Here is a 26602-nt window from a genome sequence, read left to right as displayed (position 1 = left end):
CCGATCGTTTATGATAAAACGTCATTTCAGGAGAATCTATGAAAACCACCTTTGCAACAAAGCATGTCAGCGTTTCCGTCGGAGTTCCTTGGAAAACCGCGTATGAATTCTTATCCGAACCGAAAAACTTTCCGGAATGGGCGTCCGGACTTTGCAAATCCATTTCCCCCGGCCAGAACGAAGAATGGATCATCGAAGCACCGCAGGGAACGTTAAAAGCGATCTTCACACCCAAGAATCCCTATGGAATCTTGGATCACACCGTAATCCTGAACGAAACCGATCGGATCGCCAACCCTCTTAGAATTCTTCCCAACGGAGAAGGGTCCGAAATCCTATTCACATTGTTTAAAACACCGGACTTGACGCAGGAGAAATTCGAGGAAGATGCGGCTTGGGTTAAAAAAGATCTGAACAAATTGAAGACTCTTTTAGAAAGTAAGTATTAAAACGCAACCGGCAACAAGCTAAACCCTGCGTCGTTTTCAGTTCGATACGGAAAAATTACGTTTCGTGTCGTACTTATTTAAAGCGAAGGTCGGCTTAAAAACAAAAAAGGCGTCCTTAGACGCCTTCTCGCAAGTCATGAAAAGTCGAACTTGAAATTAAAAGTTTTGGAGAATCGCTTGGTATCTTGCGTTTTCTCTTTCTAAGCTTTGTGCTTGTTTGATGTATTTTTGAGATTGAGCGTTGCTCGCAAGAAATTTACCGCCGGTAGATCTTTTTGCAAGTTCTCTCAATTCTTCCGCTCTATGAGCCTTCTGTTGAGCTACGGCTCTCAGATAATTACCCACAGCGGTTTTTTGTTCCTTTGTAACTGCACTTTCTACGATTGCCTTTTCCAGGAGCTGATCTTCAACATCTTCCGATACAGCGAAAACGGAACTTGCAGCCAGAAAGCCCAAAAGGGAAACTACAGAAATCATTTTGTTAGTGTTCATGATTGAAACCTCGATTTATTTTTGTCTGTTTTTGCTTGTCCGATCGGAGAACAATCATCGTCCGAACCGGTCCGAGAAAACAAATCACTTTCGTTTCTCTATTACCAATACGACGTCTTCTAAATAAAAAATAAATACATTTTTTAAAAAAGGATAAAAATAATTTTAAACCGGATTCAATACATTATTTTTAGAATATTCTATTTTTTGAATTTATCATTTTACTCGAGAATTCAACGCATCCGCACAACCGTCTTAAAAAACCGGCAAACCGGTTTAAACTTAAGAATCGTTTTCTTTGGAACGCGCCTTCTTGCTTAAAAAGCGAAGTCGCTTCGAAACGTTTTCACTCGATCTATTGAAAAATTATACAGCCGCTCGTATAAAAAATCAAATGAAAAGAGACGCTTCGTAAAAGCTGCTCCTCCAAGAAAGGAATCGTTTAGAAACGAATACGAGATTCGAAAGCGGCCGTTCTTTTGTTGAAAGACGAAGCAAGTGGCAACAACCCCATCCGCCTAAGAACTAAGCAGTCGCATCGAAATCTGCTTCGAAAACAAAGGATTTTCCCATCCGTTGTAAAGGGCTTTTCAAGAAAGGAAAGAGGATATAAACCAGATGGATTAGAATCTGCGGATCTTGTTCAATCCGATGGTAGAGAAGAACGATGTAAGGAAGCAAAGGACTTCTAATGGATCGAGTGGGGATTGTTGAAAGGTTCCTTCTACCGTTTCGGAAGCTCGTAGCTGACATACTCACAGTCAGGAAAACGGCTGCATTGATAGAATTCCTTCTTTTTAGATGTTTTCTTTTTTTGAAGAGAACCTTCCTTGCAAAGAGGACATACGCCCCAACCGGTTTCGATCTTCTTTTGACGGGTTTGCGCCCATTCTTTTCGAAAACCGGGAGCCGCCGATTTGCTGCTTTGAATGGATGTCTGCAGATCGGCCCAAAGTCGGTTTAATACGGAGAGGGAATCCGACTCGGACCGTTCGATCTTATCCAGTTCCGATTCGAGTTCCGCGGTAAACTTTTCGCGGAACAGATCGCCGAACCCGGCTTGCAGAAAGAAATTTACCTTCTCCCCCAAAGGAAGCGGATAAAAGAATTTCTTTTCCTGATCGATGTATTTCCGTTTCTGAAGAGTTTCCGAAACGGTCGCGTACGTGGACGGGCGTCCGATTCCTTCCTTTTCCAGCTTTGCTACCAAAGAACCTTCGGAATAACGGTAAGGAGGCTCCGTTTGTTTCCGCTCACTTTCCGCCTTGGAAAGAGAAACCGATTCTCCCCGATCCCAAACCGGAATCGGCTTCGTTTCCATGTCGCTTAATCTTTTGAAACCTGGAAACAAAGTTTTCTTCGTTTCCAGAGAGAACGTTTCGCCCGCGGCCGCAATCGTATACTCGGTCTTTAAGAATTCTTCCGGCGGCATCAAGGAAGCGACGGTTCGTTTCCAGATGAGTTCGTAGAGCGAAGCTTCTTCCTTGTTCAAAAAGGTTTTGGCTTTTTCGGGAGTTAAGAACGGGTCCGTGACGCGGATCGCTTCGTGCGCGTCTTGAATTCGTTTCGCGGATACGGTCTTTTTTGGTTTGCGGGAGGCGGTAGAAGTAACGGTACCGGCGCCTCCGGCAAATACGTCGCCGAACGCAGATGTAATCCAAGCACGCGCTTGCCTAACGAAATCCGGATTCAAACGAGTGGAATCCGTTCTCATATACGTGATCAAACCTTCCCGTTTTCCGTTCCCCAGATCCATCCCTTCATACAACTTTTGCGCGATGCTCATCGTCTTTTTGGAGGAGAATTGAAATCTTCGAAAGGCTTCTTGTTGCAAGCTTGCGGTTTGAAAGGGAGGCGGGGGAGAATTCTTCCCTTTGATTTCCTTCTTCTCTTGGATGCGCAGATTCTTTTCTTTTTGAAGCGATTCGAGAATCCGATTCGCCTCCTCTTCCGAAAAAATTCGATCTCCGATCCTTTGAAAAACGCCTTCGATTCCGTTTCGATCCAAGACATACAGTAGAATATTATAATATACTTCCGGTTTAAAATTGCGGATCTCCTCTTCGCGATCGCAGATCCATTTTAATGCGACCGATTGAACCCTGCCCGCGGACAAACCGGGACCGATTTCTTTCCAGAGAACCGGACTTACGAAGTAACCGATCAAACGGTCGCCGATTCGCCTCGTCTTTTGCGCGTCTACGAGAGGTTCGAGAATCGAATCCGGGTTTTGCAAAGAATCCAAAATCGCGTTCCGAGTAATCTCCGTAAACCGAATCCGAAACACGTTGGATTTCTTTTTCAACCGATCCCGGATATAAGCGCTGATGAATTCTCCCTCTCGATCCGGGTCGGTCGCGAGAAAAACCTTCTCGGATTCTTTGGCTGCTTTTATGATTTCGGAAAGGACTTTTTTCTTTCCGGGAAGAATCGTATATTCCGGTTCGAAATGATTCTTCAGATCCAAACCGAGAGTCGACTTGGGAAGATCGGCGACATGTCCGAGGGTCGCAAGAATTCTAAATTCTTTGCCTAAATAACCGCCGATGGTTTTTGCTTTGGAAGGAGATTCGACGATAACGAGAAAGGACACCGAACCTTAGGGTTTAGTGCGGTCCCAGGTTTTCAATCAAATATCCGTTTCGATAGGTCGGGTTTTTCCGTTTTGTTACGAGATAGGGTTTCGTTCTCGGAGGCATTACGGTTCGGATTAAAAACGCCCTCGTCTTAAAAACGAGCAGAGTAAGAATTTCGACGATTCGATTCGGTTTCGGAAAACCCATCGCGTCCCGCAGAGGCGCTTCCATCAAACTGAAGAGAGCGTGAAAGATCAAAGGACGAATTCCAGGGAGGTTCGGAATTCTTCCCGCAAGAATGTGAAGCGTCGCCTGGCCGAGCCGTTCGCTTTCCGGAGTTCGTTGGAAATGTTTCTCTTCGAATTCTCGATTCCATCTTTCAAAGGAATCGTAGTCGTTCGGAAGTTCTTGGATGTTCATGAGCTTTCCCACGTTTCTCCACATGTGGTAGTTTGCGAGTTTTTCCTTTTGGCTTCCCCTTCTCCATCCGAAACGAAGATTCCATCGTACCGGCTCGAATACGAATGTGCTGAGAGTATATAAGAAATCCTGATTGGAGATCGAATATTCCTTGTGGATCTGATTGATGCGGCGGATTGCTTCCCTTCCGTTCGGAGAATCCGTTCCGTTTTCCAAAAATTCCGCGAGTAAAATCGCGGTGTCGTCGTATCGTTTTTGCCCGAAGTTTTCGAACTGTTTCGTTCGATCGAGAATCTGGGCAATCGAAGGGATCGCAAACGTTTTAAAGAATGCTAATGCAAGTGAGATTTCAATGTCGCGGGGAAAGTCGTAACTCCCGGATAGAAAGGAGATCCGGTGATAGTCCTTGGTCGGGTCCAAGGTTTGAATTCGGTTTAATATAGCATATCTGTTCCACATACTCCGCAATTTGAAGAATCAAAATTTCGCTGCAAGAATTTTTCGTGTTGGCTTTGGTTTGATATCTAACCTTTACGGATTAATTTACGCTCGAGTCATTGAAGTGAACATTTGTTTATGGATGATTCCTTGCGTTGTAGGAATTCGATTTTATGCCTTTATGTGCCTCTTTGCTTGTGCTGATGGTTCCGTTTAGGAATCTTCTTTTCGTTTTTTTGAGGAAAAATGCGCTCCGCTCTGATCCTACCGGAACCGCTTCGGACATGGGCATTCTATCGTTGAATACGGATCGAGTGATCCGCTCTACTTTGCAAAAAGGCCAAGCGGAAACGGTGACTTTGTTAATTCCTGAAGAAACGATTCTTCGTTTGGGAGAAAAGAATTTGAGAATTCTTTCAAAACGAATTCCGATTCTTTTGTCTACTTATGGAAAATATTTAACGGCGGTACGTCGATTAGGAAAGAAAGCGGATCGGACTTTGTATCAGCCGAGTTCGGGGAAGTCAAGAATGAGACGGATCAACGTTCGAATCGATCCGGGAAGTTGGACGTTATTCGGTGCCTTAGCACAGGCCCACGGTGTGTCGCGCTGTTATCTTTTCCATTATCTTCTGTTGTTGGAGGAATTGAAGGTCGGGGATTCTATCGTGAGAACGATGAACGAGGGAGTTCCCACCTTCCATGGGTATTACAGTTACATCCTCCACCTAGATCTACCGAACAATCGAATCACACGGAGGCTCCACTGTATTCCGAACGGTGAATTCTACGCCTTAAATTATACGGAATGGTTTCCCGATTAACAAAAACACTATAAACAAAGCGCAAAAACAACGACGGGAACATTCAATATCCCTGAAAAGAAAAAACCCCGGAATCACCCGGGGTTTTAAGTCGAGAAAATATAGATCAAAAAATTCGAATGTTTTTTTTGATTCGCCTTCTTCTCCGCAATTCCGCCGAAAAAGAAGACGAATCAACGATTTTTATGCGTTCGCAGGAACTGGGAACAGACCTTCGATGGAAAGATATCTTTCTCCGGTATCATAAGAGAAAGTTAATACTTTGGATCCTTCCGGAATCTCAGGTAATTTTTTCGCGACCGCCGCAAGCGCTGCGCCGGAAGAAACCCCGATAAAAAGACCTTCTTCTTTAGCGGCTCTTTGAGCGTATAAGAAAGCTTCGTCTTTGCTGACTTGGATTACTCCGTCCAGCAGATCCGTGTGAAGGTTTTTAGGAATGAATCCCGCTCCGATCCCTTGAATCGGGTGTGGTCCCGGTTTTCCTCCGGAGATTACGGGAGAAGCTTCCGGTTCAACAGCGAATACTTTCAGTTTTGGAAACTTCTTCTTCAGAACTTGAGCGACACCGGTGATGTGTCCGCCCGTTCCGACACCGGTAATCACGTAGTCCAATCCTTCCGGAAAGTCGTTCGCGATTTCTTGTGCGGTGGTTTCCACGTGAACTTTGATGTTCGCTTCGTTTTCAAACTGTTGCGGCATCCATGCTTTCGGATTTTCTGCTACGATTTGTTTCGCTTTTTCGATCGCACCGGGCATTCCTTTTTCTCTCGGAGTCAGTTCGAATTCCGCTCCGTAAGCTGCCATAATTCTTCTTCTTTCAATGCTCATTGATTCAGGCATTACTAAAAGAAGTTTGTATCCCTTAACGGCTGCAACGAGCGCCAATCCGATTCCAGTGTTTCCGGAAGTCGGTTCTACGATGATGCTGTCTTTGGTAAGTTTGCCGGACTTTTCCGCGTCTTCGATCATCGAAAGCGCGATACGATCCTTAATGGATCCGCCGGGATTGGATCTTTCTAATTTTGCATAGATCTCGCTCTTAGTGTTGAACAAGCGATTGATTTTAACATGCGGTGTATTACCGATTGTTTCTAAAATACTCTTAGCTTTCATTTCTGTTTTCCTGCCTAATCCAAGGATTCTTTGAGTTTAGATGTTGTTATATTAGACTTTTATTTCAATATAACAAATAAACTCAAGAAAAAAAATCCTTTTCAGGGGATTCTTTTTACAAGTGAACGGCTTTTCGAAAGCTCTTAAATTTCCTGCAAAACGATGCTCTGGAGAAAGGATTCCGCTTCGGGTCCGAATTCAAGACCGAGAGCCCGAAAAACCGCGTAAATCGTGGAGATATGCACGTTAGAATCTCCCGGAGTGGCTGCGTAACCTCGAATTTCTTTTTCTAAAATTTCCAAAGACCCGAGAGGAATTACGGCGTGCGAAAAAATTCTCCCGTAAAGACCGCGATCCCTTCCCGAGGAAAAGATCGAGTTCGTTGAAATCAAATCGGTCGTGGAAAGATAAGGATCGTTTTGCAGTCTTCTGAGGACGATTTCTTTCGGAAGGGACTTTTTCAGCCGAAACCGGAAGCGCACCAAATGCATGTAAGGCGAGTTGATCGTCACCGAAGAAGAAGTCAAAGGCAGCTTGAGTCCGATCTGAGAATAGAGTTCGTTTAACAATCGGCTGTGATGCGTCCCCCATTCTGCTTCCGGTTTTACGAGAAGCGGTCCGGTCACATGCGGATCGTCCTTTGCCATATCCGCATCCCTGCGGATGACGAGAAAGTCCGCTTCTTCCAATACGGATTCCAACTCGAGGGGAGATTCGTCGATCAGCAATCGAAGAGAACCGGCAAGCGTATGCGTGTTGCAAGTAGCGACGTGCAGAAATTTCGGAAGTTCCTTTTCCAAAAACGTTCTCGCATCGGGATATAAGAACTGAGATCCGAATTTGTGCTCGCTTCCTTGCGCGATAAACATTCGTATTTTAGAATATTCGGATGTATTGTATTCGTTGATGCGCGAATCGGCGATCCCGGGCGGGGAACAATCGCAGAGAACGGAGGAATTCTCCAGCGCTTGTCGCTTTGAGACAAACTCCGGGAAAAAATCTTTAACTCCGTTGTCGCCCGTATCGACTACGATCGCCCCTTTTTCCACCAAGGAAAGAATCGCGGGAATTTCGGATTTTTTGAGTCGATACGGTTCGACGTAAACCTGAAATTTTCCGAGCTTTCCCTGTAGGATCAGCAGAAGAGAAGCCAAGGGCCAGCCGATCACGCCGGTTCCTCGAACGTAAACCCCGGGAAGTGCTTGTGTCGTCATAGGGAATTCCTGTCGAGCGATTCATAGAGAGCGAGACAGCGACGAGCAGCAGAGCGTTGCCGTTGAAACGGAAACCTTGTCGTAGGTACAACAAATATTTCGGCGCGAATTCGTGATTGCAAATACAATGATTTTCTGATATAGGGAGATTTGCAGTTTTCGTCCCACCGCCTCACACCCCACCCAAATACGGGGCGGGGCCGGACGGTTTCACGGAAGATCGTCGGAACTACGAAATCATCTTGAATGACAATTTTCAAATCCTAACCTCGCGCGTAAAACGGATCGTTTAGATAATTCTCTTTGTATTTCACATAGTTGCCCGTGGTTCGCGTGATGATCTCACGCTCTTTATCTGTGATGTCCCGAACGATCTTTCCGGGTGATCCCATCACCAAAACTCCGGGCGGAATTTTTTTTCCGGGCGTTACGAGCGCGCCCGCTCCGATAAATGCGAATTCTCCCACTTCCACGTCGTCCATCAAGGTCGCGCACATTCCCACGAACGCATTGTCTTTGAGTTTGCATCCGTGTATCGTAGCGCGATGACCGATCGACACGTTATTTCCGATCTCAACGGGATAGACGTCTCTCGCAACGTGAATGACCGTCAGATCCTGGATGTTTACGTTTTCACCGATCCGAATGTAATTCACGTCGCCCCGAACCAAAGTCTGAAACCAAATGGAAGAATTTTTTCCGATCACGACGTCCCCGACCACCTGCGAACCGGGCGCTAAAAAAACGGATTCGTGGATCTGCGGTTTTTTTCCCATGTATTCCAGAATTTGATAATTTGACTTCATCGATTCTTCCTCTTTCGTTTCTTCTTCCAAATCGTCCCCTCGGAGTCTTCAAAACAAGTCTAAAAAAAAGATTTTCTTTTGACCGCATTCTTCCCGGGAAAAGAATGCACGCATGAGTAGAAGTTCCTCCAACCAGGAAAAAGAAAAAAAGGAAAAGATCAAATCTCTCCTCAAACAAGCGGGAATCGGTCTTTTGATCGGTTTAACGATTGCGGTGATTTTAAGAGTCTTTCTTTTTTTTCCGTTTACGTTGGATACGAACGAAATGCTCCCCTCCTACGCTCCGGGTAAAAGAATTTATTTCTCCCGTTTCGTGGATCGTTCCAATTTGTATCTCGGGGATTTGGTTTTGGTCAAACATCCGACTCAGGAAGGAAAGGTCGTTTTCTCGAGAATCTCCGGTAAACCGGGCGATACGGTTCAGATGAAGAACAAGGTTTTATTTCGGAATAACAACCCGGAAGACGTTTCCGGTTCCGGAAACGGTTTTATTCTTCAGTTCGAAGACAAACGCGGACCGTTTCCCGCAAGTTTTTCGGGACGAGACAACGGAGAACCGATCATCCTGAAGGACAGGGATTATTTTCTTCTTTGCGATAACCGCGATTCCTGCTCCGATTCCAGGGACTTCGGCCCCGTTCCGATCGAGAACATTCTCGGGAAAGCCCTTTAATTATTAGGGAAAATCAATATTCTAATATAGAAATTCTTAATTTATCGCCGATCGATTTTAGTATTTGACTTTGGAAAAAAATTATGTTATTTTTTTCCTCCGTCGTATTTTCACTCACTTGATCGATCATGAAACTTTCGGAACTTACATTTCAACTCATGGTAGAATCCGTTCCGAACGCGATTCTTCTCGTCAATAAGGACGGAAAGATCGTATATATCAACGGCCAAACCGAAAAATTATTCGGATACAATCGTAGCGAACTCATCGGCCAAATGGTCGAACAGCTGATCCCCGATCGGTATCGGGAGAATCATCCGCACTTTCGAAATTCTTTTTTTCAATCTCCGCAGGTCCGTCCGATGGGCGCGGGAAGAGATTTATTCGGCCTTACAAAAAACGGAACCGAATTTCCGATCGAAATCGGTTTGAATCCGGTCGTGACCGCGGACGGAACGCTGGTTCTCGCTTCCATCATCGATATCACCGAACGGAAAAAAGCCCTCGAACGGTTTCGATTGGTCGTCGAATCCGCTCCGAACGCGATGGTTTTGGTGAATCACGAAGGAATCATTTCTCTCGTAAACAACCAAACGGAAAAATTGTTCGGATACGCACGAGAAGAATTGGTCGGTAATAAATTGGAGCTTCTTCTACCCGAGCGTTTCCGCTCCAATCACCCGACGCATAGAAATCACTTCTTCGCTTCTCCTTCCGTGCGTTCCATGGGCGCGGGAAGAGATCTTTTCGCTTTAAAAAAAGACGGAAACGAAATCCAAGTGGAAATCGGTTTGAATCCGATCGACACGGACGAAGGACCGATGGTTCTCGCTTCGATCATCGACATCACCGAACGGAAGATTCAGGAGATCACTCTGATCCGCAAGAACGAACTCGAAGCGAAGAATAAGGAACTGGAACAATTCGCCTATCTCGCTTCTCACGATTTGCAGGAACCTCTGCGCACCGTCTCGAACTACATTCAAATTTTGGAAGAAGATTACGGAAAACAACTCGACGATCAAGGTACCAAACATCTGAAAACGATCGACTCGGCGACCAAACGAATGAGCGCTCTCGTGAAGGCGCTTCTTTTGTATTCGCGGATCGGAAGGGACCGAAAGCTGGTCGAGACGAATTGCCAATCCCTTCTTTCCGAGGTTTCCGCCGATTTGGAAAATTTAATCAAACAAGCGGGAGCGATCATTTCCGTCCTGGACGATCTTCCCACGTTGAACGTGTATGAAGTGGAATTTCGTCAGCTCTTTCAGAATCTGATTTCCAACGCGATCAAATTTCGCAAGAAGAACGTTCCGGCTCACGTCGACATCCGCTGCGTCCGTCAAGGAGAGTTTTGGTTATTTTCGGTTCGGGATAACGGAATCGGAATCGATTCCAAACATTTCGAAAGAATTTTTTTCATCTTTCAAAAACTGCATCTCGAAAACGAATACGAAGGTTACGGAATCGGATTGGCAAATTGCAAAAAAATCGTAGAATTGCACGGAGGAAAAATCTGGATCGATTCTACGCCGGGGGTGGGAAGTACGTTTTCGTTTACGATTCCTAACTTAAATCTATGATACAAAAACTGAACTGCATTCTTCTCATCGACGACAACAAGGACGATAACTACTTTCACGAGAGAGTGATCCGCAAAGGAAATTACGCGGACCGCATTGTCACAAAACAATCGGGGGAAGACGCCCTTGCGTTTCTGAAAAATCGAAACGATTCCTCCGAACAACAACCGGATCTGATTTTTTTGGATATCAATATGCCCGGTATGAACGGCTGGGAATTTTTGGAGGAATACAATGCGCTTCCGCCCGAATCCCAAGGCAAAATGATCGTCGTGATGCTTACGACGTCGGATAACGCGGACGACAGGGAAAAAGCGAAACGATTCGGAATCCTTTCCGGTTTTAAGACAAAACCTCTCACCGAATCCATGCTTCAGGAAATTTTGAAGGATCATTTTTAATTCGGAAGAAGGAAGAGATGTTCGTGAGTTGCGGATTTTTGTGGGAGTTCCCACAAATCATCCGTAAAAACCTTTGCGGCCCCGCCCAGTTTGGGTGGAGGGGAGAGGTGGCGGGAAAACTTACAAAAAAATCCGTATCACGAAAATCATCGATTGGCAAGTGAAATCCATTGTGGGAGTTCCCACACCTTTCACAAAAATCATCGACTACCAAATGAAATCTTGTGGGAGTTCCCACACCTTGCTGTTCTACGAAATCTTTTTGTTCCAACGCAAATTAGAAGGAGTTCCCACAATTTTCTCGTTGGAACGGAAAATCCGATCGAATCAAAGACGATTTTTCTTCCGCGTTAGCGGGTCGAAGGGCGCGAAGCGTTCTCGCAGAGAACGAGCGGGACTCCGCGAGCCCGAAGACACGCGACTCCGCGCGATCCTTCGAAATGAATTTTCGATTCCCGGATTCACTTCGCGCGGAGGAACGCCCGCTTTTTTAAAATTCGCCTCGAATTCTCCGGAAAAAACGGATTTTCAAGAGAATGTTCCGTGAAAATACTGTAATCAAATCTTAAAAAATTCTCCTCTGGAACGTTCGTTCTAAACGGGGAGATCTTGGATAAATCTTAACAACAAAGGGAAGAAAATGACCAGAATAGCCATCAACGGATTTGGAAGAATCGGAAGACTCGTTTTCCGTGCAGGAATCAAAGACCCCAATCTGGAATTTGTCGCAATCAATGATTTAGTTACTCCTGACAACCTGGCCTACTTACTCAAATACGATTCCACACACGGAAGATTTCAAGGAACCGTAGAACACACCGATAAAGAACTCATCGTTGACGGAAAAAAAGTTCTCTGCGTTTCCGAAAGAGATCCTGAAAAACTTCCCTGGAAAGATCTGAAAGTGGATTACGTAATCGAATCCACAGGACTTTTCACCGACAGAGCGGGAGCCGAAAAACACCTGAAAGCCGGTGCGAAAAAAGTCGTAATCTCCGCTCCTGCAAAAGACAAGGACATCCCTACTTTCGTAATGGGAGTCAACAACGAGAAATACAACGCTGCAACCGATCACATCGTTTCCAATGCATCTTGCACTACAAACTGCTTGGCTCCGATCACAAAGGTCGTTCTTGACAACTTCGGTATCGAAGAAGGTCTGATGACCACGATCCACGCTGCAACCGCAACCCAACCTACCGTAGACGGACCTTCTAAAAAGGATTTCCGCGGTGGAAGAGGAGCGATGCAAAACATCATTCCTGCGGCAACCGGTGCGGCGAAAGCGGTGGGACTTTGTATTCCCGAAGTAAACGGAAAACTGACAGGTATGTCTTTCCGCGTTCCTACTCCGGACGTTTCCGTTGTGGACTTAACCGTTAGAACCACGAAAGAAACTTCTCTGAAAGAAATTTCCGCAAAGATGAAGGAAGCTTCCGAAGGTTCCATGAAAGGAATCCTCGGTTACACGGAAGATATGGTCGTTTCCAACGACTTCGTAAGCTCCACTCTTTCTTCCATCTTCGACATGGACGCTTGTATCGAACTGAACTCCAGATTCTTCAAACTCGTTTCCTGGTATGACAACGAGATGGGATACTCCAACCGGGTTCTCGATCTCATCCGCTATATGGCGAAGAAAGGTTAATTCATGGAATTGCCTAGACTCGAAAACGTCGACCTCTCGGGAAAACGCGTTTTCCTGAGAGTGGACTTTAACGTTCCGATCGAGAACGGAAAAGTCACCGACAAAACCAGAATCGAAAAAACTCTTCCGACAATCGAACTTCTCCTTAAAAAAGGAGCGAGAGTCATCATCGCGAGTCACCTCGGAAGACCGAAAGGCCAAGTGAATCCGGAGTTCTCCATGGCTCCGGTCGTCGAAGTCTTCAAGGGTCTCGTAAAGGCGAACGTTCACTTCTCCAAAACCGTGATCGGAGACGACGCGGTAAAACTTTCCAAGGAACTCAAGGACGGAGAAATCCTCGTGATTGAAAACGTCCGTTTCCATAAGGAAGAAGAAGAGAACGAAGCGGGCTTTTCCAAAAAACTCGCGGCTCTCGCCGACGTTTACGTCAACGACGCGTTCGGAGCGGCTCACAGAGCGCACGCTTCCACCGAAGGAATCGCGCATCTTCTCCCTTCCTACGCGGGTCTTTTGATGCACAAAGAGATCGTGGAACTTTCCGCCCTTCTCTCAAAACCGGCTCGTCCGTTCGTTGCGATCATCGGAGGCTCCAAGGTTTCCACGAAGATCAAGGTTCTCAACAATCTCTTCGACAAAGTGAATCACATTTTGATCGGAGGAGGAATGGCTTATACCTTTTTGAAATCCAGAGCGATCCCCGTCGGAAATTCTCTCGTGGAAAAAGATTTCGAAGTACAGGCCTTCCAGTTGATCGAAAAAGCCGGAGTTGCCGGAGTCGATCTTCAACTTCCCGTGGATCACGTCATCGCGGATCAGTTCAGCGAAAAAGCAAAGACCAAGTCCGTGGATAAGATGGGAATCTTAGAAGGTTGGATGGGAATGGACATCGGTTCCAAGACCGTTTCCAACTACGAAAAGATCATCAAAAACGCGGGAACGATTTTTTGGAACGGACCGATGGGCGTTTTCGAAATGGACAAGTTCGCAAACGGAACGATGGCAATCGCGAAAGCGATCGCTAAGTCCAAGGCTAAAACGGTCGTAGGCGGAGGAGATTCCATCGCGGCGATCAACAAGGCCGGCGTAGCGGACAAGATCACGCACATCTCCACCGGCGGAGGAGCTTCTCTCGAATTCATGGAAGGAAGAAAACTTCCGGGCGTCGAAGCGCTTCTGAAAAAAGCCGAAGAATAACATTCGAAAAAACTGTTATACCTTCGGAATAAAACCGAATTCACTCCGTAAAGGATGGATTCGGTTTTTTCTTTTTAGGCCGCGACGGAGTTTCCATGATTCTGGAAGAAGGATCGCAAGCTTTGTCTTAATTCGTTTCCGTCATGCTTTCGAAAGCCGCTTCCATCCATTCTTTCCATTCGATGAAAAAGTCCTTGAAGCCTTTCCCCTTTCCTACAAACTCTTCCCAGTTTTAACGAAATTATTCATCAAGAGGAACGCATGCGCAAGACTGTGATCGCCGGAAACTGGAAAATGAATCTCTCCGAAAAGGAGGCGATTTCCCTCGCACAATCCATCAAAGAAAAAATTCCATCCGTCGCTAAAGATAGAATCTCGATGGTCTTCCCTTCCACGCTGCATCTCGCCGGCGTCGCGAGAATTCTCGAAGGAAGCGGCGTGATCGTAGGAGCGCAAAACGCCTATCATTCGGGACTTGCCGCTTTTACGGGAGAAACTTCTCCCGATCAACTCCGCGAAATCGGCGTCAAGGTCGTGATGATCGGACATTCCGAAAGAAGACAATTCTTGGGAGAATCCAGTTCCTTCTGTAACGAAAAGATCCGCTTTCTTTTAAAGAACGGATTCACTGCACTGTATTGCGTGGGAGAAACCCTGGCCGAAAGAGAAGCCGGTAAAACCTTCGAAGTCATCGGCGCGCAGATCCGCGATGGACTCAAAGGAATCGAGAGTAACGCGTTCTCCAATTTGATCCTCGCTTACGAACCCGTTTGGGCGATCGGAACCGGAAAGGTGGCAACACCCGCGCAAGCTCAAGAAGTGCACGCGTTTATCCGCAAGGAAGTCGCGGGTCTTTTCGTGGGAGCCGCCGACGTCGCGGAATCCCTTTCCATCCTCTACGGGGGATCGGTAAAGCCGGACAATATCAAGGATTTGTTAAAGGAAAAGGACATCGACGGCGGCCTCGTGGGCGGCGCAAGCCAGAAGATCGATTCCTACGCGGGATTGTTTTAAAACGACCTGAAACGCGGTTTCGAGGGGTTGCAGATCCGTATTTTCATTGCCACCTCTCGACGGCTTCATAATCTGGCAAAGGATTCAATATTTTTCAGGAACTGATCATGTTAAACGGAGTCATTCTAACCCTTTTTGTTTTTGTTTCTCTTTTTCTGGTGCTGCTCGTGATGATTCAGACCGGCAAGGGAGGAGGACTTTTAGGAGGAGGCTCCAGCCAATCCGTTTTCGGTTCTTCCACAGCGGACGTTCTTACAAAGGCGACCCGAGTCACAGCGATTCTATTTATCATTCTTTCGCTTCTTCTTTCCTTTCTCTTCGCAAAAAAAGAAGATAAGCTGATGCCCGAAACGGCTCCCGCTTTGACAGCGCCACCCGAGGAGACCAAAAGTGAAACCAACACACCTACTACGACTCCCGCTGCTCCGGCAACTCCCGCTCAACCAAGCAATCCTCAATAAGTCTATCTCCCTCGAAGAAGAATTACCGAAACAAGGAGGTTCTTCTTCGAATGCAAGGCAGACTCGATTCTCCCTTTGGATTCTTTCCTTAGCATTCGCATTTCTTTTTACTTCCTCTTCGTATTCTCAAAACAAAGAAGACGAAGCTCACAAAAATAAACCTTCGGACACGGCTTCCCTGTTAAACCGAAGAATTCTCAGAGTCTATGAGGATCTAGGAGCTGCAAGGGAACTTCTCAAATTGGAAAGAATGGAATCGGTACCGAATGGAACGTACGTTACATTTCTTGGAAATTATCCGAACCGCAAAGGCATCAAGGTCGTAAAACATTCCATCCAAGAAGGAAAGAACGGAATCGAAAAAGCCGAAAGCAAATCCATACTTTTAGAATTCACCGGAACCACACTTTCCAAGGTGATCACCGAAGTGAAATCGGAGAACGCGGACGGATCGGATACGACGCTCATTCGTCTAACGGACGACACTCCTCTCGATCAAGACGTGGATGACATTCTGGTTCATGCGAACCGCAACGGAAAGGAAGTCCGTTATCCGATTCAACTTCTTCCGGACGAAGGAATCAACCGCGAACGATCCAACTTCAAACAGGAATTTTATCTAAAGCTTCTCGAGGATTTTCTCGTTCAGATCTTGAGACTTCAGGAAATGCAAAGTCAAGAATCCGCAAAAAATAAAAAAAAGTTACTGCAAACTTTTAAAGATTCTCTACAATATTGAATCTTCATGTCCTCGTTGCAGGAAAATCTCTTAGAAAGGGCCGGTGAATTACAATCCATCTTGGATGGGATTACCGAGCCATTGGTATTGATCGATCCGGGGTTTCGTATCCGGAGAGTAAATCGATCCACGCTAGAATTTTCCGGTCAACCGTCCTTTTCCTCCATTATAGGGAAGAAATGCTACGAGGTTCTCTACAACCGGGGGGACGTTTGTCCGTATTGTCCTATGAAGGAAATGCAGCCCGGCGAAGAGAACTTCAATCAATACTTCGAAGTTCCCCGCTCCGACGTGAACCGCGAAATCTTCCACTCCGTCAAAGGACAAAAAGAAACTCTCTACTTGGATTTTTATCCGATCGAAAAGGACGGGGTCATCGGCTCCGTTCTGGAAAAGGTAAGCAACATCACTCGCATCAAGGAAAAGGAAGAGGAGAATCTACGCATCCGCAACCTCGCTTCTCTCGGGATCTTTATTTCCGGAGTGGCGCACGAACTCAACAACCCTCTGACCGGGATGAGTCTAACGTTGCAAAGCCTTCTGAACAACCTGACTTCGATGGACCCCGAGTTCTTCCGTAAACGTCTGGATATGATGAAGGAAGACCTGACCCGCGCGGCGATGATCGTTTCCGACATCATCAGTTTCGCAAAACCGGACCGCCTCGTAACCACCGCGGCCGACATCTACGAAACGATTCAAAAAGCGAAAGAGAACGTGGTCTGGGTTTATCCCGTTCTTTCCAAAAACATCACGTGGGAAATTCTCTGCGAACCGGGAACGACCTTTCAATTCAATCCGGTCAAGATGGAACGTCTTTTTATCAATCTATTTAAGAATTCTCTGCAGGCCTTCGATTACGGAGAAGGAAAGATCCGCGTGGAAGTTCGTAAGACCAGAAATATGGTGCATATCATCGTCGAAGACAACGCAGGAGGAATTCCGGACAATCTGATCGACAAGATATTCTCCCCTTTCTTTACGAAGAATAAAACCGGAATCGGAACCGGGCTCGGTCTTTCCATCTGCCATTCCATCGTACGCGAACACAGCGGAGAATTGTCCGTAAAATCCTTCGAAAGAAAAACTAGGTTTCGAGTTTCCCTACCCTTCACACAAAACCATGGGTATTCTTCCTGATGTACAATATTCTAATCGTTGAAGACATTCATTCTATTCGAGAAGCGATCAAAGACTTACTCTCCGGCAAATACCGGATTTTCGACGCCGAAAATTACGACGAAGCCATCAAAATTTTAAGAAGCGAAGAAGTTCATCTCGTAATCACGGATATTCGTATGCCCGGTAAAACCGGTCTCGATTTGATCAAAACGATCCAACACGAATTTCCGCACGTTCTTTACGCGCTGATGACTGCGTATAACATCAACGACTACATCAACTTCGCTTATAAACACGGGATCTGGAACATCATTCCCAAGTATTCCTTTCTCGACATCAAACTGATCTCGGTGATGGTTCATAAACTTCTCACCAAAGAAATCTTCGGCGTTGAAAAATATTTCGGACCCGAGTTTACGATCCAGGAATCGGGAGCCGAAGACAGGGACTTTTCCGTTCCCGCGCCGGACAGCATCGTCTACAAAAGGATTTATTCTGACGAACAAAGAAACTTTCTCTGCAATCGGATCGCGAAGTTTCTCGTGGAGAAAGGAGCGCCTAACGCGATCAATCAGATTCTGGAAGAACTCACTTCCAACGCGATGATACGGGCGCCCCGCGATTCGAAAGGAAATTACAAGTATCAGTACGAACTTCCCTCCCGCGATCTCGTCATTCCGTTGGAAAACATCCAACTCGCGGAATCGGACTTTTTTGAAATCGGATACGGGATCGCCGAGAACACGTTTATCATCGTGATTCGGGATCACTTCGGTTCTTTGGATAAGAAGGAGATTTTAAAGAGACTCGATCGCCATATCACCGTGGACGAAGCGACCGGTTTTCCTCCGGGGCTTGCGGATTCCCACGGGAGAGGTTTGTATATTTGCCGGGAGATTTCGGATCAGTTGATCTTCAACATCGAAAAGGAAAAAAGAACCGAGATCATCGCCTTGCTCGACAAACAAGGCAATAAGAGCTACAAGTCTTTATCGATCTACGAAGTCTAAAGATTCCGATATAAAAACAGTTCCTTGCCCGTTTCCAAAACGACCGATCCTTTCTTACCGGATGGAAACGCTCTCGCGGGAAGATCGGAACCTTTGATTCTTTCCTTTTTCAGGATTTTTCCTTTTTCGTCCAAGAATACGATTTCCTGATTCACTTCCGCGATAAACCAATCCCCGTTGTGAAACGCGGTTTGATAGACTCCGTTTCCGGAATTTCGTTTTTGATCCAGAAGCTTTTTACCGTCCCCGTCGTAAAACGCGAGTTTGTCGGGCGCGGAAATCAAAACCTCGCCCGTGTTGGAAACGGCAAGATAAAGTTTATGAGGATAGATCGCGTCGAGTTCGAAGGATTCGATCTCTTCTCCCTTTTCGTTTAACAAAAGAATTTTATCCTTGTTCGCATTCAACAGATGGATTGCCGTTTTCGTTCCGTCCGGAGAAACGGAAAGACTTTTTGCGAACACCGGATTCTTTTCCGAACCGAGATCCTTTTTGATTTTAATCCCGCCTTTCGCATCCAAGACGAACAACTCTCCGCCGGAAAAGAGTACGCCCGTGATCTGGGAATCGCTGGCAAAGGAATAGTCCGTCAAAAATCTTCCGTCCAGTTTGCCCGCTCCGGTTCCGTTCCCGTTGATATCCGAAAGAATCACCTGATTGTGATCTCCCGCGATCAGTAGAACGATGTTGCCGGACGGGGAAATTCTCGGATAACTCCGAAATTCCTTCGTCCATAAAATCTCGCTCGAAGGAGAATAGAAATTCACTTCGGCGCCGATCTTTTTGTATTCGAGATAACCTTTCGCATTGAACGGATATTCGATTCGTTTCGAATCGTCGGTCGCGATTCCGTTGGAAGCCTGCATCGTAAAATAGGAATTTTCGAACTTATAACCGTTTAAAGCCTCGTCCGGGTTCCAAGCGAAACGTCCGTCGGGGACCATTCCGGCGTGCGCGGATTTGGAAAACGCCCAGACCTTCTGGATTCCCGAAGCTGATGGATAAGGATTTCCTAATACATAAAAGAATAATATCGTAAATACTACGCTGAATCCCGCTACGGTGAGAAGTCTCATGGTTTCTCCTTGAGAAGATTGTATAAAAGATAAATTCCGGTAAACGCCGCGTATTCGCGAAACGAGGCCCGTGGAAACGGAAAGTAGTGTTCGTGAACCTGGGTCGTTCCGTTTTTACGGGCGACTCCGAAATACACCAAACCCACTTTTTTCTGAGGGGTTCCGCCGCCCGGTCCGGCGATGCCCGTAATACTTACGGTAAGATCTGTGTTCAGACGTTTCAAAGCTCCTTCCGCCATTTCCAACGCGGTTTCTCGGCTCACTGCCCCAAAGGCGTCTAACGTCTCCTGTTTGACTCCGAGCACGCCCGCCTTTACGCTGTTGTCATACGAGACTACGCTTCCGTAAAAATATGCGGAAGAACCGGCGCGGTCCGTGAGAGTTTTCGCCATAAGTCCGCCCGTGCAGCTTTCCGCCGTTCCGACCGTGAGCTTTTTCTCGAGTAGAATTTTCGGCAGCTCTTCAAAAACGTCCGGAGTCGATTTGGCTCCGTATACTTGATCGATCTTTTGAAGTAAGGATTCGACAAGATTGCGGTCCGAGGATTGGAAACTCACTCGGATATATCCCCGTTTTGCGGCGACTCCCCAGACGACTTTTCCGCTCGTCACGGTCTCTTCTTTGGAAATGAATTCTTTCTGAAAAAGGGATTCGCTCATCCACCAAATAAAACGAAATCCGGAATGAAGTTCCTGTGCGGAAAAAGTTTTCGCGATCCAAGGAGCAAGTTCGTCGCGGAACATTTCCGTCATTTCTCCGGGAACTCCGGGCATACAACAAAGTTTTGCGTTTTCTCCTAACGCGATGATGAAGCCGGGGGCGATTCCCACGGTATTGTTTAGAATGACGGAGCCTTCGGGAACCGAAACCTGACGGAGCGCGGTTTGCATCGCTTCTTGAAAGTTTCTTCCGCGCAGTCTGTAAAATGCCTCTAATCGTTGTTTGGCGACCGTGCTTTCAACGGGAGTTACACCATTGAGTTTGCAGGCGACTTCCAACGTGTAATCGTCTTCGGTCGGGCCGAGACCGCCGGTCATCACCAACAAAACGGGCTGATCCTTTGCGGATTCATTTGCGAGCTTGGAAATCTCCTCTTGCAACGCAATCGGATCGTCCGGCAAAACGAGGAACTTAGAAACCGTAAATCCCAAACCGAAAAGTTCGTTCGCGATCCAGGAAGAATTCGTATCCTGACTTCTTCCCGAAGTCAGTTCTGAGCCGGTGGACAATACGACGATTTTCGGCGCCTTCATCAGCTTTCCTTGTCCATCCGTTCCGGAGCAGAAACTCCGATCAAGGCCAGTCCTTCGGAAAGAACGTTCTTAGCCGCGAGACAGATTCTTGCAAGCCCCAGACGAACGGACGGAGAAGCCTCTTTGAGTCGATTGTTCTTTCCTAAATAAAAACTCGTGAAGGTTTTCGCGAAACTCTGTAGATAGTTCGTTACCCGATGCGGTTCCATCGCGTTGGCTGCGTCGAAAATTTCCTCCGGAAACCGCGCGATCCAGAATAGAAGCCTCTTCCGTTCATCAGACATTTCTAATAAAGCAGCGTCTTCTTTCGAAGTTTCGTTTCCGACTTCGCGAAAGATCGAACAGATTCTCGCGTGCGCGTATTGCAGATAAAAAACGGGATTCTTATCCGATTCGTCCTTTGCAAGATCGAGATCGAAATCGAGAGGAGCGTCGAGGGAACGCATTACGAAAAAGTAACGTCCGACGTCCCTTCCGTTCTTACCGAGAAATCCGATGAGATCGCTCATCGTCTGGAACGAACCCGCGCGTTTGCTCATCTTCACTTTTTGTCCCGATTCGAGAAGATTGACCTGTTGCGCGATGATGACCTTGAAGTTTTCCTTTTTGTATCCGAGGGATTGAACCGCACCTGCGAGTCTCGCAATATAACCGTGGTGGTCCGGTCCCCAGATATCGAAGATACGATCGTATCCCCTTTCGATCTTATTTTTATGATAGGCGATGTCAGCGAGAAGATACGTGGGTCTTCCGTCGTCTCTTACTACGACCCGATCCTTGTCGTCTCCGTATTCGGTGGATCGAAAAATCTTCTTACCATCCTCTTCGAAGATTTTTCCGGATGTTTCGAGATCCTTCATCACGGACAAAACCTTGTTTGCGTCGTGAAGCGTTTTCTCGCTGAAGTAATTGTCGAATTCCACTCCGAACGCATCCAGATCCTTTCTTTGCCAGATCAGATTGCTTTCGACGGTCCAAGCGGAACAAAGCTCCGCGAGTTCGCGGTATTTCTTTTCCTTGAGGAGGGTTTCTATCTTAGGAGACTTTTCCGAATCCTGTAGAAGAGAACTTGCAATATCCTTAATATATTCTCCCCTGTATCCTTCGGACGGAAGAATGTTCTTTTCCAGAATCGTTTCGATCGAAGTCTGATCCTCGGGTTCCTGAATCGAAGAGGTTTCACCCTTGATTTCGCGAATCCTAACCAGAGTCGAAACTCCGAGAAGAAAAACCTGATTCCCGTAATCGTTGATGTAGAATTCCTTGTCGACCTTGTGACCGATCGCTTTCAACAAGGAAGCCATCGCATCTCCGTTGGCCGCCGCTCTTGCCGAAACGATATTGAGCGGACCGGTAGGATTTGCCGAAACGAATTCAAGATTGATTTTCAGAGGATCGAAGACCTTCGGAAAAAAGTTTCCGGACAATACGGACGTTTCGATAAAATGAAGCAAAAACGACGGAGCGATTCTGAAATTCACGAAGCCGGGGGGAGTAAAATCCACCGTCTCAAAAAGATCGGTTCTTTTTTGAAGGATCGAGACGAGATCTCCCGAAACCTGCACCGGATTCTTTTTTAGAATTTTAGAATTTTCTAATGCGAACGAAGTCGAGTAATCCCCGAATTTTTCCTCTCGCGAATATTCGATCTTGATTTTAAGGGAATTCCAATCCACGTCCGGAAACGAATTGGACAATTCACGAACCCCGTCCTCGAGGGCTTTTAATACGATCTGTTTTAGAGTTTCATTTTCTTTCATTAAAATTTACCGAAGATTCATCGAGAACGATACGAGTGGAACGAGTCCTTTCTGATCTCAAGAATAGAATTTGTAGGAGATACGACAATTTTTTTGTAAAAGTTCGGCCCCACCCGGGTTTGGGTGGTGGAGGAGAGGTGGCGGGAAAACCTCGGCTCAATCTCCCTATCAGAGAAATTGAATTTTTGAAAGCCGAAAATTTTTTGGCAAAATGTAAGAACTCCAACACGACTCTTCTCTTAAACTTTAATTCCTGTCTAAACATTTTACCAATTCATTGGATCATACTAGAAACGACCCGCTACATTCATTTTCTTTCATAAGAACCTGACGAGTATTCCGTAAAAAGCAAATCGCCGTATCCTTTCCTTCCGGACATTCAGCAAAATCACCGGAACCTTGCAGCCCCCAATTTCCCTTTCAAGGAAAACTTATTTTTTTTCGGAGCTGTAGAATACGTTCTTCTTCCGGGAGACTTCCCAACTGATTTCCAATTCCTCAAAGACCATTTTTTTGAAGTCCATCATGGAAACAAGTATTGATCGTTTTCCCCTTTCCTCTCTTTCCGCGCGGACCGGAATTTGCACCGGAGTTTTTTGGTCCCAGCGGATATCCAAAATCACGAGAAACAAAAGGATCAAAAAGTAGAACAAAAAGAGGATGGATTTAAGAAAGTTTTCCAAGATTCTCCCCTAACGCCTCGTAAAGCGTCGTCGATGATTTCAGTTTTTTATGCAGGATCGGTTCGAGCATTCGATTGCAAATTCTGTCGAGGTCCAGAAGAGTTTCAACGGATATTTTTCTCTCCTTCAGATCCCTAAAACGAAGCATCAGAAAAGTCTGAATCCATTGCACGAAACCGAGATCGTTCTGATCCGAATGCAGACAATTCCCGCAGACGAGTTCCAAGGGAGAAGTCTGAAGAGTGACCGAAGTCATTTCCTTCAACTCCGTCCCGCAAGAATGACAAAGAAGTTCCTTGGAAAGAAAGCCTCCCGAAACGAGCAGACGCAGTTTGAAAAAAGGGAGAATGAGCGCGGAGGGACCGTTCTCCTCCAACTCTTCCAGAGCCCCGGAAAGAAGACGAAACTCCCCCGGATGTTCGGCGCCGTCCGGTGTAAACGCGGAGGCAAGTTCGACAAGATAAGAAACGAGGACCATTCCGATATAACCCGACTTGGCTCGATCGAAACGATTCAAGAGGGAAATCTCCTTCACGTTGTGAACTTCTCGATTCTTTGCGTTGTAATAATCCACGCTCGAAAACGAGCCGGGTTCCACCGAAGCGATCGGTCTCGTTTTGCTTTTTCGGATTCCGCGGATGCGGAAATTCTCCACTTGTCCTTCTTCGGGAAGAAGCCGGATGATCGCGTCCCCTTCTAGGATCGTCCTCGATTCCAAAACGATCCCACGCGTCTTTTTTAAAGATCCAGAAGCGCTTCCAGACATTCGTCTTCCTTCTCTTTCATGATTCGTTCCTCTTCCTCTCCCCGTTCGTGATCGTATCCGAGAAGATGTAAAAAACCGTGAACGAGCAGACGATAGAATTCATCCTTTTCGGAATGACCGATTTCCGCGGCTTGTCTGCGGAGAGTATCGACGGAGATCACAATTTCGCCTAACGCGATCGGGGGAAACGAAGACGGATCGGAGTTTTTTCTTTCGGTTAGAACCGCGCTTAAAGGCGCCGCGTCGAATTCGAGAGGAAACGAAAGGACGTCGGTCGTCTTATCCTTGCCTCGACGAAGAAGATTGATTTCTCGCATATCGATGTCGCTTATCAAAAGCAGACTTAAGTCGCAGGGAGAATCGGCCAGTTCCTTTCGAAAAAGAATTCCGCAGTTGGAAAGGACTTCCTCTTCGTTCCACCAGGAAATGACTCCGTAGTCGTTCGAAATGGAAATCGAATCCGCGGTCAGTTGCCTTTCCCCGTCGCGGTTTTCGAGTTCTTATGGCCGTTCGCGGCGTTGAGAGCATTCTTTTTTTCTAATGCTTTCGTGGCTTCCATGCTCGGATATTTCGGTCTGGAATGAAGACTGGACAACAACACTTCCTTAAACGAAGCCTTGATGATTTCGAGATCTCCTAGGGTCAGTCCGCATTCGTCCAATTGATTTTCGGCGAGTTTGATTCCGATGATCTTCGTGATCAGATTGTCCAAAGACTCGGGAGTGATTTCCTCCAATGAACGCGACGCCGCCTCCAGAGAATCGGCGATCATCACGATCGCGGTTTCTTTTCTCTGCGGTTTCGGACCCGGATATTGAAAGTCCTGTTTTTTTAACTTCTTCTTTTGCGTGGGAGAAAGTTCGGACAAAGCCTTGTGATAAAAGAAGGCCATCGTCGAAGTTCCGTGGTGTTCGGGAATAAAGTCGATCACCTCTCTCGGAAGTCTGGCCTTCTTCGCCATTTCGATTCCGTCTAACACGTGATCGATGACGATCTTTGCCGCAAGCGCCGGATTGTTCTTATCGATGTTTTCCTTTTTGGGAATCAAGTGCTGATTCTCCACAAAAAATCCTGCGTTCGGAATTTTTCCGATATCGTGAAAGTAAACTCCCACCCGGGTCAAAAGCCAATCGAGTCCGAGATTCTGACACGCGCGTTCGGAAAGAGCCGCGACCAAAAACGTATGCGTGTATGTGGACGGAGCCTTAGTCAAAAGATCCTGCAGCAAAGGATGTCCCGTATCCGCGAGTTCCATCAGTTTAAAACGAGTGGGAACGTTGAAAAGATATTCGTAGATCGGAAGCAGGAATTGAGCCGCCGTCGAGCAGGCAAACCCGTTGATCAGACAAAGAACGTATAACTTGAAGATATTGGATTCGATCAAATCCTTGAGCCAAGAACCGCTCGGAATCGCCACCCAATAGTTTCTGGAATCGAATAGATATCCGCTGGAAGCGATGATGATCTGGACTCCGGCGATATACAAACCCGCCTTGATGAAATCGATCCGTTTCTTTAGATTTCTTCCGTAGCTCGCCGAAACGATGCAGGAAACGAACCCGAGCATAAACGAGGTCGGATTGTAATGCGAAGCCATAAACACGAAGAAGGAAAGATAAAATCCGATCGCGATCGAAAGTTGTTCGTCGTAGATAAAGCTGATGATGAGACAGACCATTCCCACGGGAACGAAGAGCGCAAAGTAAAAGATCGTATCGTATTTCGTCTCGAAGTTAAAGAAAATTCTCGATGCGATCGTGCAGCTTAAAACCAAAAACCAGATCAAAGAAAACACGATCACGTTACTCGAAACGTCGTTCATCCGTTTCGGATTGTATTTCTTCAAAAAGAAATAGATGATCACGACGAAAACCGTCTGGATCAAAAGAATCGACGCGATCGAAGCGATGTTGGCTCGGGTCGCATACGTGTTAACAATCTGCAGTTTTTTGAATATTTCCGGCGTAATCACTTCCCCGGATTTTACGATCACTTCTCCCGCGAGAATTCTGGAGTTGACCGGTTCGGCGCGGTCGGAGGCGAATTGTTTTGCGGACAAAGTCTCTTCGTTGTTAAACGAACAAGAAGGATTGGAATAGATGTAACTCAGCGAAATTTTTTGGACGATCGGAAGAACCGCGGGATCGATCCTCGAAAGTTTTTCCTGCGCCATCCGATTGAGGATGTTCACCGTATCGGGATCGCGATAGAGATAGGATCTCGGAACGATATAAGCGCCTTCCAAGTTCGAGATCTGTTCTTTGATTCCTTGATTCCGAACGCGGGCGCCCGAAGCCTTCAAGTTCGCATAATCCGGAGGCAGATCCCGCAATATGCAAAAAGAAGAAAATACTAAATTAGAGTATTGTTGAACGAGATCTTTGAGTTTTCCCTTGCCCGGAGTTTTGTATAAGAGTTCGATCTCTTCCTTGGAACGGTTTTTCCAACGGGGAACCACGCCCAAAAGTTCGGGATACGCCCGTCCTTCCGCGCTGGGCTTGAAGGAGCGAAAATTCTCCATATCCTCTTGGATGGCGTTGTTGATCTGATCTTGAAGAGCCGCGTAGTCTCGGTCGAAAACGAAAGGCGCGGATTGATAGGCGGCGAGTTTTTTGGCCTTGGTCTTGTCCTCGTCTTCGTAGACGATTTCTTTTGCGGATACGATCTTTTCGGGAGCGGTCTTTCCTTCCGAATACAATCCGTCCGGGGAAAGATCCATCTTATCCTGACCGAAGAACGGGATCGCAAGCATCCAAGTCACCATGAGCAAAGTGATGACCACTAAGCCGACTTGAAATCTTCGAACGAATAGAATCGGACGGACACGGGTCAAAGTGTCCGTAATCCACGCCATTGCGGATTCTACTTGTTCTCCCGGATTGGGCAT

At 46.5% G+C, this 26602-nt stretch carries 25 protein-coding genes; 12 read left to right on the top strand and 13 right to left on the bottom strand.

Annotated features, from left to right (window positions below):
* Positions 1 to 38 precede the first annotated feature (38 nt).
* Positions 39 to 449, top strand: a complete 411-nt coding sequence (locus DLM76_RS19115; protein ID WP_118966221.1) for an SRPBCC family protein — start codon at positions 39 to 41, stop codon at positions 447 to 449.
* 156 nt (positions 450 to 605) lie between these two features.
* Here the strand turns inward: DLM76_RS19115 and DLM76_RS19110 are convergent, their stop codons facing one another.
* From DLM76_RS19110 to DLM76_RS19100, 3 genes are all read right to left on the bottom strand, one after another.
* On the bottom strand, positions 606 to 941 hold the full coding sequence (locus DLM76_RS19110) for an LIC10421/LIC12816 family protein (RefSeq protein WP_118966220.1): 336 nt from the start codon (positions 939 to 941) through the stop codon (positions 606 to 608).
* Between the two features lie 724 nt (positions 942 to 1665).
* Positions 1666 to 3534: a type I DNA topoisomerase gene (gene topA / locus DLM76_RS19105; RefSeq protein ID WP_118966219.1), complete on the bottom strand. Its 1869-nt coding sequence runs from the start codon at positions 3532 to 3534 to the stop codon at positions 1666 to 1668.
* Positions 3535 to 3547: 13 nt separating this feature from the next.
* Positions 3548 to 4396: an oxygenase MpaB family protein gene (locus DLM76_RS19100; protein WP_118966218.1), complete on the bottom strand. Its 849-nt coding sequence runs from the start codon at positions 4394 to 4396 to the stop codon at positions 3548 to 3550.
* A gap of 263 nt (positions 4397 to 4659) precedes the next feature.
* Between DLM76_RS19100 and DLM76_RS19095 the strand changes: the two genes are divergently transcribed.
* Entirely contained in the window at positions 4660 to 5199 is a 540-nt protein-coding gene (locus tag DLM76_RS19095; protein WP_118966254.1) for a DUF1564 domain-containing protein, read from the top strand.
* 183 nt (positions 5200 to 5382) lie between these two features.
* On the opposite strand, the gene cysK is transcribed toward DLM76_RS19095, so the two are convergent.
* The 3 genes from cysK to DLM76_RS19080 form a co-directional block, all read right to left on the bottom strand.
* A complete protein-coding gene (cysK, locus tag DLM76_RS19090) occupies positions 5383 to 6312 on the bottom strand; it encodes a cysteine synthase A (RefSeq protein WP_118957292.1) in 930 nt (309 codons plus the stop codon).
* 143 nt (positions 6313 to 6455) lie between these two features.
* Positions 6456 to 7526, bottom strand: coding sequence for a hypothetical protein (locus DLM76_RS19085; protein WP_118966217.1), 1071 nt, complete (start codon positions 7524 to 7526; stop codon positions 6456 to 6458).
* A 263-nt stretch (positions 7527 to 7789) separates the two neighbouring features.
* On the bottom strand, positions 7790 to 8332 hold the full coding sequence (locus DLM76_RS19080; RefSeq protein WP_118957294.1) for a gamma carbonic anhydrase family protein: 543 nt from the start codon (positions 8330 to 8332) through the stop codon (positions 7790 to 7792).
* A gap of 112 nt (positions 8333 to 8444) precedes the next feature.
* Here DLM76_RS19080 and lepB point away from each other — a divergent pair, with 112 nt between their 5' ends.
* From lepB to DLM76_RS19020, 10 genes are all read left to right on the top strand, one after another.
* The gene (lepB, locus tag DLM76_RS19075) at positions 8445 to 9005 is read left to right on the top strand and encodes a signal peptidase I (protein WP_118957295.1); all 561 of its coding nucleotides are present in this window, start codon (positions 8445 to 8447) and stop codon (positions 9003 to 9005) included.
* A 158-nt stretch (positions 9006 to 9163) separates the two neighbouring features.
* Complete coding sequence (locus DLM76_RS21765) at positions 9164 to 10588, top strand: PAS domain-containing sensor histidine kinase (protein ID WP_241548310.1); 1425 nt, start codon at positions 9164 to 9166, stop codon at positions 10586 to 10588.
* The gene (locus tag DLM76_RS19060) at positions 10585 to 10989 is read left to right on the top strand and encodes a response regulator (RefSeq protein WP_118966215.1); all 405 of its coding nucleotides are present in this window, start codon (positions 10585 to 10587) and stop codon (positions 10987 to 10989) included. The genes DLM76_RS21765 and DLM76_RS19060 overlap by 4 nt, the downstream gene beginning before the upstream one ends.
* Positions 10990 to 11629: 640 nt before the next feature.
* Positions 11630 to 12637 (top strand): type I glyceraldehyde-3-phosphate dehydrogenase, encoded by a 1008-nt coding sequence (gene gap, locus DLM76_RS19050; RefSeq protein ID WP_118957298.1) that lies wholly within the window; start codon positions 11630 to 11632, stop codon positions 12635 to 12637.
* A gap of 3 nt (positions 12638 to 12640) precedes the next feature.
* Positions 12641 to 13831: a phosphoglycerate kinase gene (locus DLM76_RS19045; protein WP_118957299.1), complete on the top strand. Its 1191-nt coding sequence runs from the start codon at positions 12641 to 12643 to the stop codon at positions 13829 to 13831.
* A 261-nt stretch (positions 13832 to 14092) separates the two neighbouring features.
* Positions 14093 to 14845, top strand: a complete 753-nt coding sequence (gene tpiA / locus DLM76_RS19040) for a triose-phosphate isomerase (RefSeq protein WP_118966213.1) — start codon at positions 14093 to 14095, stop codon at positions 14843 to 14845.
* A gap of 107 nt (positions 14846 to 14952) precedes the next feature.
* Positions 14953 to 15306, top strand: coding sequence for a preprotein translocase subunit SecG (secG, locus tag DLM76_RS19035; RefSeq protein WP_118966212.1), 354 nt, complete (start codon positions 14953 to 14955; stop codon positions 15304 to 15306).
* 79 nt (positions 15307 to 15385) lie between these two features.
* Positions 15386 to 16045 (top strand): endostatin-like outer membrane lipoprotein LenA, encoded by a 660-nt coding sequence (gene lenA, locus DLM76_RS19030; protein ID WP_118966253.1) that lies wholly within the window; start codon positions 15386 to 15388, stop codon positions 16043 to 16045.
* Positions 16046 to 16051: 6 nt separating this feature from the next.
* Positions 16052 to 17185 carry an LIC_12097 family sensor histidine kinase gene (locus DLM76_RS19025; RefSeq protein ID WP_118966211.1) on the top strand — a complete coding sequence of 378 codons (1134 nt, stop codon included), beginning with the start codon at positions 16052 to 16054 and terminating at the stop codon, positions 17183 to 17185.
* On the top strand, positions 17185 to 18177 hold the full coding sequence (locus DLM76_RS19020) for a response regulator transcription factor (RefSeq protein WP_118957303.1): 993 nt from the start codon (positions 17185 to 17187) through the stop codon (positions 18175 to 18177). The genes DLM76_RS19025 and DLM76_RS19020 overlap by 1 nt, the downstream gene beginning before the upstream one ends.
* Here DLM76_RS19020 and DLM76_RS19015 read toward each other — a convergent pair.
* From DLM76_RS19015 to DLM76_RS18980, 7 genes are all read right to left on the bottom strand, one after another.
* A complete protein-coding gene (locus DLM76_RS19015; RefSeq protein WP_118966210.1) occupies positions 18174 to 19253 on the bottom strand; it encodes a hypothetical protein in 1080 nt (359 codons plus the stop codon). The genes DLM76_RS19020 and DLM76_RS19015 overlap by 4 nt on opposite strands.
* Complete coding sequence (locus tag DLM76_RS19010) at positions 19250 to 20506, bottom strand: nicotinamide-nucleotide amidohydrolase family protein (RefSeq protein ID WP_118966209.1); 1257 nt, start codon at positions 20504 to 20506, stop codon at positions 19250 to 19252. The genes DLM76_RS19015 and DLM76_RS19010 overlap by 4 nt, the downstream gene beginning before the upstream one ends.
* On the bottom strand, positions 20506 to 22266 hold the full coding sequence (gene argS / locus DLM76_RS19005) for an arginine--tRNA ligase (protein ID WP_118966208.1): 1761 nt from the start codon (positions 22264 to 22266) through the stop codon (positions 20506 to 20508). Before argS ends, DLM76_RS19010 begins: the two co-directional genes overlap by 1 nt.
* 431 nt (positions 22267 to 22697) lie before the next feature.
* A complete protein-coding gene (locus DLM76_RS18995) occupies positions 22698 to 22949 on the bottom strand; it encodes a hypothetical protein (RefSeq protein ID WP_118957308.1) in 252 nt (83 codons plus the stop codon).
* Positions 22933 to 23715, bottom strand: a complete 783-nt coding sequence (gene recO / locus DLM76_RS18990; RefSeq protein WP_118957309.1) for a DNA repair protein RecO — start codon at positions 23713 to 23715, stop codon at positions 22933 to 22935. Before recO ends, DLM76_RS18995 begins: the two co-directional genes overlap by 17 nt.
* Positions 23688 to 24083 (bottom strand): rRNA maturation RNase YbeY, encoded by a 396-nt coding sequence (gene ybeY / locus DLM76_RS18985; RefSeq protein ID WP_225913549.1) that lies wholly within the window; start codon positions 24081 to 24083, stop codon positions 23688 to 23690. Before ybeY ends, recO begins: the two co-directional genes overlap by 28 nt.
* Before the next feature lie 98 nt (positions 24084 to 24181).
* A complete protein-coding gene (locus DLM76_RS18980) occupies positions 24182 to 26602 on the bottom strand; it encodes an HD family phosphohydrolase (protein ID WP_118966207.1) in 2421 nt (806 codons plus the stop codon).

It is taken from the genome of Leptospira yasudae (genome assembly GCF_003545925.1).
GTDB classification, from domain to species: domain Bacteria; phylum Spirochaetota; class Leptospiria; order Leptospirales; family Leptospiraceae; genus Leptospira; species Leptospira yasudae.
The sequence above is the reverse complement of the archived record's forward strand: the minus strand, read 5'-3'. Positions and strand labels throughout refer to the sequence as shown.